This is a genomic window from Streptomyces sp. GbtcB6 (assembly GCF_019091475.1).
Taxonomy (GTDB): Bacteria; Actinomycetota; Actinomycetes; order Streptomycetales; family Streptomycetaceae; genus Streptomyces; species Streptomyces hyaluromycini.
The window spans coordinates 123296-138423 of the sequence record NZ_JAGXJL010000023.1; the positions used below are offsets into that span (position 1 = coordinate 123296).

Annotated in this window: 9 protein-coding genes; all 9 read right to left on the reverse strand. The window is 72.8% G+C overall.

What is annotated here, in order from left to right:
* Positions 1 to 74 precede the first annotated feature (74 nt).
* Positions 75 to 1262 (reverse strand): hypothetical protein, encoded by a 1188-nt coding sequence (locus KVT45_RS32990; RefSeq protein WP_217552812.1) that lies wholly within the window; start codon positions 1260 to 1262, stop codon positions 75 to 77.
* A 2441-nt stretch (positions 1263 to 3703) separates the two neighbouring features.
* Positions 3704 to 3859, reverse strand: coding sequence for a DUF6760 family protein (locus tag KVT45_RS32995; RefSeq protein WP_217552813.1), 156 nt, complete (start codon positions 3857 to 3859; stop codon positions 3704 to 3706).
* Positions 3856 to 4335, reverse strand: a complete 480-nt coding sequence (locus tag KVT45_RS33000; protein ID WP_217552861.1) for a hypothetical protein — start codon at positions 4333 to 4335, stop codon at positions 3856 to 3858. The genes KVT45_RS32995 and KVT45_RS33000 overlap by 4 nt, the downstream gene beginning before the upstream one ends.
* The gene (locus tag KVT45_RS33005; protein ID WP_217552814.1) at positions 4335 to 4784 is read right to left on the reverse strand and encodes a phage tail protein; all 450 of its coding nucleotides are present in this window, start codon (positions 4782 to 4784) and stop codon (positions 4335 to 4337) included. Before KVT45_RS33005 ends, KVT45_RS33000 begins: the two co-directional genes overlap by 1 nt.
* A gap of 44 nt (positions 4785 to 4828) precedes the next feature.
* Positions 4829 to 6376: a phage tail sheath subtilisin-like domain-containing protein gene (locus tag KVT45_RS33010; protein ID WP_217552815.1), complete on the reverse strand. Its 1548-nt coding sequence runs from the start codon at positions 6374 to 6376 to the stop codon at positions 4829 to 4831.
* Between the two features lie 160 nt (positions 6377 to 6536).
* Entirely contained in the window at positions 6537 to 8999 is a 2463-nt protein-coding gene (locus KVT45_RS58160) for a DUF4157 domain-containing protein (RefSeq protein ID WP_217552816.1), read from the reverse strand.
* Positions 9000 to 9116: 117 nt separating this feature from the next.
* Positions 9117 to 11300, reverse strand: a complete 2184-nt coding sequence (locus tag KVT45_RS33020) for an ATP-binding protein (RefSeq protein ID WP_217552817.1) — start codon at positions 11298 to 11300, stop codon at positions 9117 to 9119.
* A complete protein-coding gene (locus KVT45_RS33025) occupies positions 11297 to 11995 on the reverse strand; it encodes a DUF4255 domain-containing protein (protein WP_217552818.1) in 699 nt (232 codons plus the stop codon). Before KVT45_RS33025 ends, KVT45_RS33020 begins: the two co-directional genes overlap by 4 nt.
* A complete protein-coding gene (locus KVT45_RS58165) occupies positions 11992 to 15003 on the reverse strand; it encodes a DUF11 domain-containing protein (protein WP_217552819.1) in 3012 nt (1003 codons plus the stop codon). The genes KVT45_RS33025 and KVT45_RS58165 overlap by 4 nt, the downstream gene beginning before the upstream one ends.
* Between the last annotated feature and the right edge of the window lie 125 nt (positions 15004 to 15128).

Genomic DNA, 15128 nt, shown 5'->3' on the forward strand with positions numbered 1-15128 from the left:
CTGCTCCTGTCCTCGCTACCGTCGCGTTCGTCACATCCCCGTCGGCCGACCGGAAACCGTCCGGACGACGCGGATCACCACCACTCACCGTCGAGCGGGCGTCCGGCCCGTTCGCGGCCGAGCCGCAGCTCCGCGCGCAACAGCCGGCTCAGCGGTTCGACCAGGTGGTGGGCGAGCTGGTCCAGTTGGGAACGGCCCAGTCGAAGGAGTTGCTCGGCCTCGCCCGCCACGGGCGTCGTTCCCGTCGGCGTGGTGTCCGCGTGGCTGCGCGCGGTGGACGGCGGCGGCCGCTGCGCCGTCCCGGGACCACCGGACGCCGGCGGCACGGCCGCCGCCGTGGTCTTGGGCGGCCGCTCGTACTGCCGGCGACCGCCCGCGGTCACGCTGCCGGGCGAGGGCACGTCGCGACGTACGAGGACGGGCGGACCCGGGGCAGGCTCGGGCTCGCCGGGCCGGTCGACCGGCAGGGCCGGGGGGCCGCCCGGGAACTGGCCGGGCAGCGTAACGGCACTGGGGATGCCGCCGTTGACCTGCGGTGCCGGGGCCTGGACGGATCCGGCACCGATGCCCGCGAGAGCGGCTGCCGGAGGCAGAACAGGCAGCGGCGATGCTGGGGTTGGGGCTGGGGCCGGGACGGTGAGGGTCGCCGGCGAGCCTCTCTCCCCGGTACGGGTACGGGCGTGCCTTTCGGGTGCGGTTACGGCGCGTTGTGCGGGTGTGTCCGGGGTGGGTGACCGGTGTGCGGGTGTGTCCGGGGTGGGTGACCGGTGTACGGGGGTGTCCAGGGTGGGTGACCGATGTGCGGGTGTGTCCACGGCGGTGTGCCGTCCGCTCGCGGCCGCCGGGCCGACCGTGAGCGGCACGGCGGTCGGCCCGGCGCCGGGGGCACGTTCGGAAGCCGCCGTCCGCCGGAGGACGGACGTGGTCTCCCGTACGCGCTGGACCAGTCGCGCCGCGCGGCCCGGCCCTCGGTGACCGGCCACCACGGAGCGGGGCGCGGAAACCGGCTGGGATGCCGGGTCCGCCGCTGCGCGACGAAGAGCGGGCGGCGCCGGGAACCCGTCGCCGTCGGGTGCCCGCCGCTGGACGGACGGCGGGGTGACCGGCGAAGCGGGCGGCGCCCACCGCACCGGCATCACTGCCGCGGCGGCCCCGATGGAGACGGGCCGGGAAGCCGTCGGCGCCGTGTCGCCGGGCAGGACCGCTCGCAGCGGGCGCTCGGCCAGCAACTGGACGTGGTGTTGTCGAGCAGGGACCGACATGGGCACTGCCCCGGCCACCCGATCGCCGGGTACGGCATCGCGGTGCTGTCCGGAACGCGGCCCTTCCGGGACAGGCAGGCCCATCACCGTCTCAGCCGCTCCCGGCGGACCCGCTGCCCGACGAAGGGACAGCTCGGCTGCCGGCTGCGGGCCCACGACCGTCGAACGCTGTACCGGCGCGGCACCGTCGGCTTCCGGGGCGGCCGTCGCGGTCTTCCGGGAGCGCGCGGGTCCCTCGGTGCGGCGCGGGGAGGAGTGCTCGCGGCTCTCGGTGACTGCCTGACGGCGGGCCTGTGGTCCCTGCCCCGGCTTCGTCTGTTGCCCGGTGGTCGTGGCCTGGCCTGATGAGGTGGCTGTGTCCGTTCCGGGCGTGGCCGTCCGGTGGGGCGGCTGCTGGCCGGCAGGGCGGGCGTGTGGGCCTCGCCGGGCCGGTGGGCCGGCGGGCGGTAGTGACGGGTTCACCGGACCGGTCCGGCCGACGTCTTCCTGCGGCGCCGTCAGTCCGGTGTCTCCCGTCGCCCTCCGCTGGACCAGCGGAGGCGGAGTGCCGGGCTTCACCCCGGACTCGCCGGTGGAGGTTTCCGGCCTGACGGTGGGAACTGCCGGCTGTGGGCCCACGGGCGTCGAACGCTGTATCGGCACGGCACCGTCGGCTTCCGGGGCGGCCGTCGCGGTCTTCCGGGAGCGCGCAGGGCCCTCAGGGCGACGCGCGGGGGAGTTCTCGCGGCTGTCGGGGACTGGTTGACGTTGGATCCGCGGTGGCTGTGTCGGCCCTGCCCCGAACCCGGTGGCCGTGGCCTGGTCCGATGGGGCGGCTGTGTCCGTTCCGGGTACCACTGCCCGTCGGGGCGACTGCTGTTCGGCTGAGCGGGCGGGTGGAAGTCGCGGGTGCGCCGGGTCTGTCCGGTGAGCGTCTTCCAGGGCTGCCCTCGGTCCGGTGTCTCCCGTCGCCCTCGGCTGGACCAGCGGTGGTGTGGGGCCCGGCTCCGTCAGCGGCCTGGTGGTGGGAGTTCTGGGCCTGTCGGTGGCTGTTGCCGGCGCTGTCTGCCGGGTCTTCGGCAGGACAGGGCCCGGACCTGTCTCGTCCATCGGTGACAGCGATGGACGAACGGTCTTGCCGGGGGTCGCCGGAGGGGGCGCTGATGAGCGCTGGATCGGCGGTGGCGGGGGGCCGGGCTGTGCTCCGGACTCGCCGGTGGAAGTTTTCGGCCTGGCCGTGGGAGTCGTCGCGGTCGGCCGCCCAGCCGCCGGACCCTCCTCGCCGACCCGCGGCAACTCGGGCTCAACGACCTCGCCGGAAGCAGCCGGAGCCGGAGTCGACGCCGCGCCGACCCGCGGCAACTCGGGCTCAACGACCTCGCCGGAAGCAGCCGGAGCCGGAGCCGGAGTCGACGCCGCGTTCCGCTGGACCACCGGCGGCGGGGAACCGGGCGCCGTCCCGGACCCGCCCACCGGTGTGCCCAGCCCCATCCGAGTCCCGGTACCGGGACCGGGACCGGGACGGGCGTCCGCCGGAGCGGGTGCGGCTGGACGGGAAGGACCGGGGAAGGCGTCGGTGTGTACGGTCGTCGGTCCTGCGGCGGGCCGGGCAGAGGCGGGCAGGGCGGGCAGTGGCGCGCCCAGCCCGGCCCTCGGCGCGGCGGAACGCTGGAGCGTCGGCTGAGCAGTCGGCCCGCCGCGCTGACCCGGAGTCGGGCGCGGCGGCGTTTCGTCAGCCGGACCGGGAGCCGTCGTCTCCGTCCGCCGGTCGCTGCGGGCGAGGGGGACCAGTGGCGGCCGGGTCGCTGTCGCGGGGCCGGCTGTCCGGGCAGCGGGACCGGTCTGGGGGACGCTGGGCCTGCGAATCGGCGGAAGTACCGGTGCGGCCGTCGTCAGCGGTGGCGCCGACTCCGAGGTGACCCTGTGGGGCACCGTTGCCCGGGCCACCACCCGGGGTGCCCGGGGCGGTGACACGGCGGGACCCGGCGCCGGCTCCGGCTCCGGCACGATCGCGGCATCCGGTCCGCCCCCGGCTTCGGCTTCGGCTTCGGCTTCGGGGATCGGGGCCGTCGGCCACACGTACGGCAACCCGGTCGCCGACTCCCGGTGTACTGCCTCGCCGGCCGGCCGGACGGCGGTCGCGGTCACCAGTCCACCGGGCGCGGAGTCCATCACGAGATGGCTGAGCCCCGTGTCGAAGACCGGCATCCGGTGCGAGGCCAGCCGGTTCCGGAAGCCGGGCGGATCCGAGACGAGCGCCTGGTCCGCCACGGCACGCTGGATCCGCGCCAGGGAATGCCAGCCTGGGTCAGCGGCACGCGCCGGTCCGTCCGTCGTGCCCGGAATCCGTCCGGAGTCCGGCGCGGAGCCGGACGCCGACGATGCGCCGGGCAGGCTGCCGCCTGCCGTACGGCGCGGGCGCAGCCCCCGCAGCCAGTCTCGCGCTGACATGGTCCGATCCCTCAACCTTCGTTGATCCTGGTGTTGATACGGGCGATCTGGGTCACCCAGCGCAACCGCTCCGCGTGGGTGAGGCCGAGGATCTCCTCGGACGGCCAGTGGAAGTGGTAGGCGATGTACGCGGCCTCCTCATAGAGCCGGTCGGCCGCGTACGTCACGATTCCCCCAGGCGCCCACCTGCCAGGTCGATCTCGAACGCCGCCTCGCAGCTGGGGCAGGTGACGGCGGCCCGGGTGTGGCCCTCCGCGTTGATCCGCTGGTAGAAGTCCTGGAGGAAGGCCAGGTCCGAGGCGAAGAGCTGCTCGATGACACCGGCATGGATGGTGGTGACGGCCCCGATCCGGGTGACCACCAGGCCGAGCAGGACCACCGAGAGGTAGGCAGGGTTCTCCTTCACCCGCAGATCGGCCAGCGGCGACAGCTCGTCCCGCGCGGTGGCCAGACGCATGGTGCCCTGACGGTGGATCGTGCCGGCGTCGTCCACGTAGCCGCGCGGCAGTTCGAACTCGTACTCCGTCCGGATACGTCCCGGGGCCGGGGGAGCGGCGTCCGCCGCGCTCCCGGGCGGGGCCGCTTCCTCCGGACCGGCCGACGGTGAGTCGGCGAGGAGCGCACCGGATCCCGTGCGGCGTATCACTGGAACTCGATGTCCTCGAACACGATGGTGACCTTCTCCAGGGCGGGCTGGCCGTCGCCCGCTTTCAGGCTCGGCCCTTCCCACTTGCTGGCCCAGGCGTTCTTCAGGTTGATCGTCCGGTCCTGCTGGCCCTTGGCGTCGGTGAAGATGATGCTCAGCTGCTGGCGGGCCGCCGAGACGTCGCCGTTCTCGAAGGTCTGCTTGATCCAGTCGGTGAAGCTGCCGGCCTTGTCCATGCCGCGGGTGATCGTCACCTCACCGCCCTTGCGGGCGCCCGGCAGCTTGCGGATGATCAGCTTGCCCTGTGCGTTGACCTGGACGATGTCGATCGTGTCGAGCTCCATGGAGAGCCCGCTGACCTCCTGGACGGTCTCGACCTGGATGCCGCCGAGTTGGACCTTGAAAGTATGGGTGGCAAGCGTGTCGCCGGTGGTTGGGGTGCTCATCTGGTGCTATCGCCCTTCGGTGTCGGGGGAGCGCTCGGCGCTGGTCACTCGTTGACGAGGCTGGTGCTGTCGGAGAACTGTGCGAGGCGGAAGACGACGAACTCAGCGGGCTTCACCGGGCAGATGCCGATCTCGCAGACCACCCGTCCCAGCTCGATCGACGCCGGGGGATTGGTCTCGGCGTCGCACTTGACGTAGAACGCCTCACTCGCGGTCGCCCCGAACAGTGCTCCCTGGCGCCACTCCTCGGACAGGAAGGCCGAGATGTTACGGCGGATGGTGCTCCACAGGAACGAGTCGTTGGGCTCGAACACCACCCACTGGGTGCCCAGCAGCACCGACTCCTCGATGTAGTTGAACAGCCGCCGGACGTTGATGTACTTCCAGGCCGGGTCGGAGGAGAGGGTGCGGGCGCCCCACACCCTGATGCCGCGGCCGGGAAACACCCGGATGCAGTTGACTCCGATCGGGTTGAGCAGGTCCTGTTCGCCCTTGGTCACGTTCGTCTGCAACTCGATGGCGCCGCGTACGACTTCGTTGGCCGGTGCCTTGTGGACGCCTCGCTCGGCGTCGTTCCTGGCCCAGACGCCGAGCATGTGGCCGCTGGGCGGCATGAAGCGGTTCTGCCCGCTGGAGGGGTCGAAGACCTTGATCCAGGGGTAGTACAGGGCGGCGTACTTCGAGTCGTAGCCGGCGCCCTCCATCCGCCATTCCTTGACCTGACGCGGCGTCATTTCCGGCAGGGGGTCGATGACCGCGAGCCGGTCGCCCATCAACTCGCAGTGGGTGATCATCGCCGACTGGACGGCCTTGACGCCCTCCGCGTCGATCAGGCCGCGCTGGTAGGCGGACATCAGATCGGGCACGGCGAGCATGGTGATCTCGTCGATGGCCTCCAGCGAGGCGAAGCCGGTGCGGTTATCGGCGGCCCCGATGTACTCCTGCGGAGAGATCACCGCCGGGAGCGCGTCCACGGTGCCCGGGGCGGGGAGCGCGGGAGCCAGCGCGACGGTCTGCTTCTCGGGTCTGGCGGGCGTGCCGGCCTCCTCGACCAGGACGAACGCGGAGCGTTCCCTGACCTGGGTCACCACGTAGTTCTTGACGCCCTTCTTCGCCGAGACGTCGAAGCTCTCCACCTGCTTGCCGCCCTGCCGGACGAGCAGGGTGAAGCGGTCCCCCGCCGGGTTGTCGCCCGCCGGGTCCGCGACCTCCACGGTGACGTCGCCCTCGGTCCCGGGGCGGGTGGAGACCTTGAAGGACCCCAGTGCGACCGGGGTTCCGCCCGTGATCTCCTTGGGCCGCGCTTCGGCCGCGCCGCCGTCACCGCCCGAGTCGCCGACCCGGACGACGTAGGCGATGCCACCGCCGTTGGCGAAGTACCCGTAGACCGCGTGCGCAAGGTAGGAACCCTCGACGAAATCGCCGAAGGTCTCCGTGTACTGACTCCAGTTGGTCACCAGGCTCGCCGTGTGGAGGGGCCCCTTCTCGGCGAACCCGACGAAGGCGGCGACCGAGGTCCCCACCGCCTCGATCGGCCGGGGCCCGCCGGGGGCCTCCTCCACATATACGCCTGGGGACAGGTACGTCGGCATCCTTGCTCCCTGATCGGGGACTGCGCTTCATGTCGGAGCATTCCGTGTGACCGGGCGGGCTCACATGGCTGACCGTCACCTTCCCCGGGCAGCGAAGAGCTGCCCGATGGGGAAGCTCACGGCCGCCGGAGGGGGTAGGCCATGTGCCGTGGCCCAGCGATCAGCGCGGATACGTCCATCCCACGTCCGCGGCCGCCTTGGGGTAGGCGCGGGTGATCACGCGGACGTGGTTCTCCTCGAGGGCTTTCCTGCGCGCGCTGTGCCGGACGGTCCGGGTGTCGAGCAAGGTCTTGAAGTGCTGAAGGATCTGTTTCTCGGTCAGTCCGTCGCCGTTCTGCTCGAATGCGACCAATGCGGCCCTCGCCGTGCCTTCCGCGTGCCCGTTGGTGTTGGCCGACTCAAGCGTGGCACCGGGCAGGCTCTCGATGTAGACGAGCAGGGCGGTGACGAGGCTCTGGAGTCTGAGGACCGTGGTGACCTCGTCGGCTTCGTTGGCCGCGGCGCCCGCCGCCGTCAGCGCCGTCTTGGCCTCGCTCAGACGAGCCTCACGCTCCGCGCTGAACGGGAACCCCGCAGCGCGCAGCCGAGGCTCGGTGCCGGCGGTCTCCGCCAAGACCTGCGCCAGGCGCTCCAGGGCCTGAGCAGGCAAGGCATTGCGCACCGCGTTGCGAATCGCATCGACATGGACGACCCACGCGGTGGTGTGCGCCCCCATGGATGTGCCGTACGCGGGCCTGGGCCTGCCTTCCGTGACCAGGTCTGTGATCCGCCCGTCCGCCCCGAGGGTCAGCTGCGCCACGAGGGTGCCGACATCTTCGGCGTCGGATGATGTCGTCAGGGAGGAACTCGCGGAACCGGTCGAGACGTGGCTGGACGAACTGCTGGAGGAACTGCTTGAGCTGCTTGAGGAACTGCTGCTGGGGGCGGTCGAGTCGTCCTCCGCGGCAGTGAGGTCCTCCTTCCGCCTGCGCTTGCCGGCGGCGGTCGAGTTGTCCTCCCCGGCGACGAAGCCTTCCCTCCGCTTGCGCTCGCGCTTCGGCCGGCCGCTCTCCACGTCCATCGTCCTCGTCGAGGGAGTCGGCTCGGCCGGGACGGTCCCGCCGTTGCCTTCGACCACCGCCTTGTATGTCAGACGAGTGGCGATCGCCGACTGCCAGCTTGCCTCATCGTAGTAACGGAGCGATCCGTCCGCCTTGCGATTGTTGTTGAGGGCATCGAGTTGGTCGTCGATCTTCCTTATCTTCGCCAGGTAGTCGTCGATGTCCTTCTGCTGACGCTGCTTCAGGAGATACCCGACGCTGCTGTGGATTCCGGCTGCCACCTGGTCCGGATGGCTGGCGCTCGGCCACCCGACGGCCAGCACGCCTGGATAGGCCATCTCCACGGAGTACACGTGCTGCCGAATGATCTCTGCAATTCGCTGGTCCGGGGTGAGTCCCGGATCGAGACCCGGCGCGAGGGCCTCCAATACGGCAGGGTTGGTCTCCACGGCGGCCAGCACCGCGCCCTGAACGTCGAACAGGCCCAGGACTGCATCCTGAGCCTTCCCGGAGGACGTCTCGGCGCTCGTGTCCGAGAGGATCTGCACAAGAGTGGCATGGTGCTTGGCCTCCCCGTGCCCCTTACCGGCGCCGGACTGGGCCACTTCGTTGGTCTTCAGGGTCGTCAGCGGGATCAGTTCCCGGAACTGCAGGAACGCGGTCACCAACTGCTGGAGGATCGGCAGCTCCCGGGCCACGGCCGGATTCTCCTCGTTCAGGGCGGCATCCATGTCCGCCGCGGCCTGGTTGACGGCCACCTGGGCGGCCACCAGACGGTTCCGGTGCTCGTCCGGGAGCCGAGCGGCCATCGCGTAGCCGGGAAGCCCCAGGCAGGCTGCGCACAGCTGATAGATGTTCGTGGCCGCCTGTTGCGGGGTGTGTCCGACCACGGCACGCCAGACGGCGTGCTTCTGAACCGTGAAAGCGGTGGAGTGGTCGCCCATCGTGCCGGAGAAGGGGGAGTCGGGCCGGCCGCCGATCTCGATCTCGGCGACCCTGTCGTCATCTGTGATGTCCATGATCTGGGCGGCGAGACGCTGGATCGCGGGGTCCTCCGGACTCCCCTGGGCCGCCGGCCCCATGGGCCGCGCGTGCGGGTGGGCCCGCTGTACCGGTGCCGGCCCGGCCAGGATCCGCCGGGCGTTGTCCTCGGCGGCACGCTCGAAGCGGTCCCCGGGGTCGGATATCCGCAGTCCCGCGCCGTTGTCGGTGCCCGAGACGGGGCCCTCTTCCTGTTGCTGGACGTGGGTCAGCTCGTGGACCAGAGTCTGCAGGCCCTGCCCGCCCTCGCCGATCACGATGTGGTTCCGCGAGGTGAAGGCCAAAGCCCCGACCTCTGCCGCGGAACGTGCGGCGGCCGGCCCCTCGTGCACCCGCACGGCACTGAAGTCGGCGCCGCCGAAACGAGCCTCCATGTCGGCCCGCAGCGGCTCGGCCAGAGGCCGTCCCGGAGACCGGAGGACGTCGGGCACCGTCGACCGTTGCGAGGGGTCCGGTCCGGCGGCCGCATCGTCTTCCTGACGTTGCAGTAGACGGACGACCGCGGCGTTCCCGTAGGCGCGCTGCAGCGCGAGCACCGTCATCGGGCTGAGCCGGGCCTCGGCCCGCGGCGCGGTACCGGAATCGGTGGGGGATGCCGGGCGACGGCCGGGGCGGAGATTCTCTTCACCGTCTCGTGCGTGCAACGTGTCTCCTGAGGATCACGGGAAGGGTGTGGTCCCGCCCGGAGGACCGGCCGGGCCTGTGCCGTTCGTGCCGCTCGCCGGTGTCCGCTCGTGCGGCTGGAACCCGTGCGGCGGGAACTCGTGCGGCGGGAACTCGTGGGGGAGGAGCAGGCGGCCGAGCTTGCGGTACTCGCTCTGTACGGCCGCGACCAGGTCGGCCATCGCCAGCGGCCGCCCGGCCTCGGCCGCCAGATAGGCGGCGGTCACCGCGCAGGCCCGGATCGAGCCGCCGGCCAGTTCGAAGCGGGAACAGCGGTCGAGGTCGAGGTCGTCGCCGCGGGGCAGTTCGCGGCCCAGACAGATGTCCCACAGGGCACGGCGTTGCGCTGCGTCGGGCAGCGGGAAGTCGATGACGACGTCCAGCCGGCGCGTGAAGGCCTCGTCGAGGTTGGCGCGCAGGTTGGTGGTGAGGACCGCGATGCCGTCGAAGGACTCCAGCCGCTGGAGGAGATAGGCGCTCTCCAGGTTGGCGTAGCGGTCGTGGGCGTCCTTGACCTCGGAGCGCTTGCCGAACACCGCGTCGGCCTCGTCGAACAGGAGGATGCCGTTGACCTCGGCGGCCTCGGTGAAGATCCGCTCCAGGTTCTTCTCCGTCTCGCCGACGTACTTGTCGACGACCGTGGACAGGTCGACCACATAGAGGTCGAGCCCGAGGTCGGCGGCGATCACCTCGGCGGCCATGGTCTTGCCGGTGCCGGAGTCCCCCGCGAACAGCGCCAGCACCCCTCGGCCGCGTCCGCCGCCGGGGCGCATCCGCCACGCCCCCAGCACCTGGTCCCGGTGCCGGGCGCGGAGGGCCAGCTCGCCGAGGTTCGCGGCGGTGGCCGCGGGCAGGACGAGGTCGTCCCAGCCGACCGCGGGTTCGATGCGCCGGGCGAGCCGTTCCAGACCGGAGGCGTTCTGGGCGCGGACGCCCGCGCGCAGATGAGCGGCCGTGACCGGGCCGTCCGTGAGCAGCGACTGCCGGCGCGCCGCTGCCCCGGCCCTGGCGATCTGCTGGGGGGTCAGGGACAGCGGAGCGCACAACCGCCCCACGTCGACGCCATGGTCGAGCCGGGCTCCGTCGAGGGCCTGCCGCCACAGCGACTCCCGCTGCGCCGGGGTGAGCGGGCCCGCTGTCACCAGCAGCGGGCTGTCCTCGGCCCACCTCGGGTCCCACCCGGTACGGCCGGTCAGCAGCACCGGGACGGGCAGGGCCGTCAGCCGGCGCAGCAGCCGCGCGTGGTCCGGGGTCGGTGCGTCGACCGGGCCCGCCACGACCGCGGCTCCGCGCAGCCGGGCCTCCCTGGCCAGCTCCGTCAGCAAGGGCTCGGGCACGGGTTCGGCGGCGAGCACGGCGAGGTCGAGGTGCAGGGCGGGGCGGGAGGCCGCGGCCAGGGCGGCGGCGGCCAGCGTGCTGGCGCCGCCGCCCGGTTCCTCGCGCAGGTAGGCGAGTCGCGCACCGGCCCGTACCGCGTGACCGAGAGCGCCGGAAGCGGCGGAACCGGCCGCTGGGACGGCCGGCGGCGGGCGCAGCACTCCGCCCAGTGCGGGGTCGGGGGTGTCGTCGCCCAGGAGGTGGGCGACGACGCGGTCCGGCACCCGCAGGGCGCGGGAGAGGAAGGGCCGGTCGGTGTCCTCCACGAGCAGCAGGCCGCCGGTGACCAGGGGGGAGCAGGGGGCGAGGCGTGACCGGGCGGCGGAGTGCGGCGGGCCGGACCCGGTGAGTTCCAGGGCGAGTCCGATGCCGGCCCGGCGGCGGGTGACATCGTCGTTGAGGTAGCCGTAGAGCTGCTCGAAGCGGCGGTCCGTCTCCGGGAGGACCGCGATCAGCAGGAGCTCGACGTCGAGTGGGGTGAGGGCGAAGTTCCGGGCGAGGTCCCTGAGGGGCAGTCGGGCGCGTGCCTCCTCGGCCCGGTCCGCTTCGGCCTCCGCCTCCAGCAGTGCGGTGTCCCCGGCCTCCGGTGGACCGCCGGTCGCGTCGCTGAGGATGCGGTCCAGGTCGGTTTCCGACAGGTACAACCCTCGGAAGGGGTCGTCCGGGGCCGGGTCGCCGCCGCGGCGCTGCTCGACGGCGTGCCGGATCCGGCGCTCGACGAGCCGGAGCCGTGCGGTGAGATGGCGCTGTCCGGCGTCGTCCGGCACGGTGACGGGCGATGGTCCGTCGGCTGTGACCGTCATCCCGGTGCCTGCTCCGGCCGGGAACGGCGGCTGTCCGTGCCACGCACCCGGCGCACGCCGACGGTGGTTTCCAGGGCGTCCCCTTCATAGCGTGCTCGGCGGAGCTCGGGTCGGGTCCGGTCGTCGGTCCGGTCGGAGGTGCGGACCAGCAGGCCGTCGGTGACCGGCGGGCCGACGGGCCGGGGTGCGGCGGACAGCGGCGCCGTCACCACCAGGTCCAGGGAGGGCTTGAGTTCGCCACCGAGGGCCGACCACACGTCGGCCAGTGCTCTGCCCTCGCCGGGCGGCCGCGCGATGGTGCAGGAGACGGTCAGCCCGAGGGCCGCCAGGGAGCCGGTGAGGCGCTCGGCGGGCAGTGAGGGGCGGGCCATCAGCCCGGCGAGCAGGGTGGCGAGCAGCCGGTGCTCGTCCTGGGGGCGGGTGGTCCAGGCGGTGACGAGGTAGGACAGCTCGAACCAGCGGGGCGGTTCGTGGACGGCGACCGTGGTGCCGTCGGCCGAGTGTTCGGGCCGTCGGCCTTGCTGACGGTGGGCCAGGGACTCCCGGAGGTCGTAGAGGAACAGGTTGACGGCGGGGGCGTTGCGGCGGGCCGCCCAGTCCCGGGTGGGTGCGTCGAAGGCGACCTCGACGCCGGCCGGGCCGAGGACTTCGGCGGTGAGCAGCCCGTGGAGGGCCTCGTCGACCTCGTGGATCACCGGTCGGCCCCGTTCCGCGAGGGAGCGTCTCCGAACAGCGGCGGGCCCCAGACCGGTTGGCTCACCAGGAAGGCTGTGCTGACCGGGGTGTAGCCGGTTCCGCTCGCGGTGATCGTGCGGGCCCCTGTCTCGTCACCCGGCATGATCAGCAGCTGGGCGGTGAAGCTGCCGTTCCGGGCGGGGACGACGGGCGCGCTCGCGGCGGTGAGCCCGGGTTTCCAGACCAGCTTGACGGGCACGCCCGGCGGGAAGTCACGGCCGCGCACGGACGTCACGAAGCCCGGAGGGCCGACGGCCGGGGCGGCGATGACGGCGGGCTGGAGCACGCGCAGGGTCTGCCGGGCGCGGCTGCTCTTGGGCGCGGGGTCCGGCATGGCCGCGGCCGTGACGGACCCGGCGAGGTGGAAGGTGCCGGCCGACGTCGGTGTGACGATCAGCTGGACGGCGACGGACGCGCCGGGGGACAGATCTCCGAGACTGCAGCCGTCGGCCGGATCGCAGCCGAAGGGCCAGTGCGTGGCCTGGAGGCCCTTCGGGATCACGGGCCGCAGCGTGACCCCGGTCGCGGGCTGCGCCGCGGGGTTGGTCACGGTGTAGGTGAGGGTGACCGGACCGCCGACGTAGGCCGGGGCGGGTGCGGCGGTGATCCGCAGGGCCGGTGCGGTGGCCGGGTGCCCGCCCGCGCTCACGTTCGCTCCGGCGTGATTGTCGCTGAGGTCCGGGTCCAGGACCCAGCCGTCGGTGCTCCAGCTGATCGCGTGGACCCCGGCGGTGTCGCCCGTCAGCCGGGCTGTCACCAAGACTGTCCGACCAACCGTCAGAGAACCGAGAGTGCAGCGGAATTCGGCCGCCCGGCAGCTTCCGCCCGGCGCGTCGAGGGCGGTGAGGCGCAGACCGGCGGGTACGGCGAGGGTCAGCTCGACACGGGAATCGACGGCGGGCCCCTGGTTGGTCACGGCGATGACGAGGGTGGCGGCCTGGCCCGGCGAGGCGGAGGGCGCGGGCGCCGGCGCCGAGGTGGCCAGGTCGGCGGTCGGCTGCCAGGTCGGTTCCGCCTCCTGCCCGGAGCCGGCGTCGAGTGTGTGGACCGACGGGCCGGAGACGGGCGTGACCGCCCCGGAGGCCGGGTCCACGATCACCAGGTGTGGGGACGGAGTGTCGAAGCGGGAGGCGTCGGCGCTGACGATGATCCTGCTGCCGTCGGGGGACCAGGACGGGGCGCCGCAGAGGGGGGTATCCGCCCCGGGCAGGCAGGACGTCGGGGTGCGCACATGGTGCCCGTCCGCGTCCATCAGGCCGATGCGGCTGCCGTCGCCGCTGCGGAACACCAGCCGGCGGCCGTCGGGTGAGTAGGCGGGGAGGTTGTCGCCGTCGCGGTTCTGCCCGGGGTCCTCCACGGCGCTGAGGTCCTGGGCACCGGTCCCGTCGGCGGCGCGCACCGTCCAGATGTGCGTCCGGTTGCCGTCGGCGGTGGGTTCGGTGCGGGCGAAGGCCAGGGTGCGGCCGTCGGGAGAGAAGACCGGTGCCGAGTCCTGGGCCTGGAGCGGCCTGGGGACGGTGTAGAGCGTCCTGCCGTCGGTCGCGTCCACCACGTTGACGGAACTGCCGGGTTGGTCGGAGTCCGGGGCGCGGTGGGCCAGTGCGATCCGGGTGCCGTCCGGTGACCAGGCGGGAAGGGTGTCGTTCTCGTCCGGCGTGGCGGCGGCGACCAGTGGCCGCGGATCGGTGCCGTCCGCCTCGGCGACCCAGACCCGGCACTTCAGCACCTCGGCGTCCCCTTCCTCCACCCTGTCCATCCTGGTGAAGGCGATCCGGCGGCCGTCGGGCGAGTAGCGCTGGCCGTCCTGGCAGTCCGCCGAACGGTCCCGCCCCACGTCGCGCAGGGCCAGTTGGAGGTCCCGCGGGTCGGAGCCGTCCGGCCGCATGTCGGACAGGTCCATCGTGCCGGCCGTGGCGGCGGTGTCCCGGGGGACCAGCAGCTCCTGCGCACCGTGTGCCGGCAGGAACCAGGTGGGCCGGCCGACCTGGCGGTCCTCGGAGAGACGCAGCTGCGGGTCCTGCGACTCGCCGGCCACCGGGACCGGGACGGTGTAGACGCGGTCCATCGTCCTGGTCGGAGGGCCGTCGGGCGGTGCGTCGCTGAGGAAGGCCGCACTGGTCCCGTCGGGGGACCAGCTGCCGGCCTTGGACTCCGCGATGGACGACAGCAGTCGCTCACCACCCGTCTGCACCTGGAGCACGATGATCTGCCGCCTGGTGTCCCCTCCGTCGAGCGGGCTGACCGAGGTGTACAGCAGGCGCTGGTGGGCGGCCACCGGATCCCAGTCGGGCTCGAAGTCGCCCAGGGCGGTGCCGCAGCGCAACGACGATTCGTGGGTGAGCTGCCGAATGGTGCCACCGGAGGCGTCGACGGTGTAGATCTCCGAGCACAGGTCCCCGGCCCGCGTGGCGCTGAAGCCGATCACGGTCCCGGACGGGTCCCAGGTGGGCCAGGTGTTGTCCCCGGTACCGTCGGTCACCCGGCGCAGGCCGGTGCCGTCGGCGTTCACCACCCACAGGTCGTGCCCGCCGTCGGTCCGGCCGGTCGAAGCGGCGAAGGCGATCCGGTGCCGGTCGGGCGACAGCACCGGATACTGCACCCCGGTGAGGCCCTTGGTGATCTGCACGGGTGCACCGTCACCCTGTCTGATGAACACCTGCGGCTGCGCAGAGGCCCGGAGGCTCGTCCAGACCACCGCGTCACCGCGCGCGGACGGCTCGTCGTCGTAGTGCTGCGGCCCGTCCGGGAAGAGCGGGGTACTGGTCGTGGTGTCGGCCGGGCCGATGACGCCGATGCTGCGGATCTGCGTGCCGCCGTACGCGATCCGGCCCTGGGCGGCCGGGCTGCTGGCAATCGCCGGGCCGCCCCTGTTCAGCACCGCCAGGCTCGCGACCAGGAAGGCCAGTACCAGCAGGACGGCCGGCCTGGCGATCGATCCATGACGGAAAGGACGAGAAAGACGACTCACCAGTGCTGTCTCCCGGTCGCGGGCCGCCCCCGTCACGACCCGGACGCGAGGCGGGCGCCGCCCGTCGGCGCCCGGAGCATCGTCAGCGATCGGCGGCGCCGCCCCCATGCCGGATCGGGTCGACC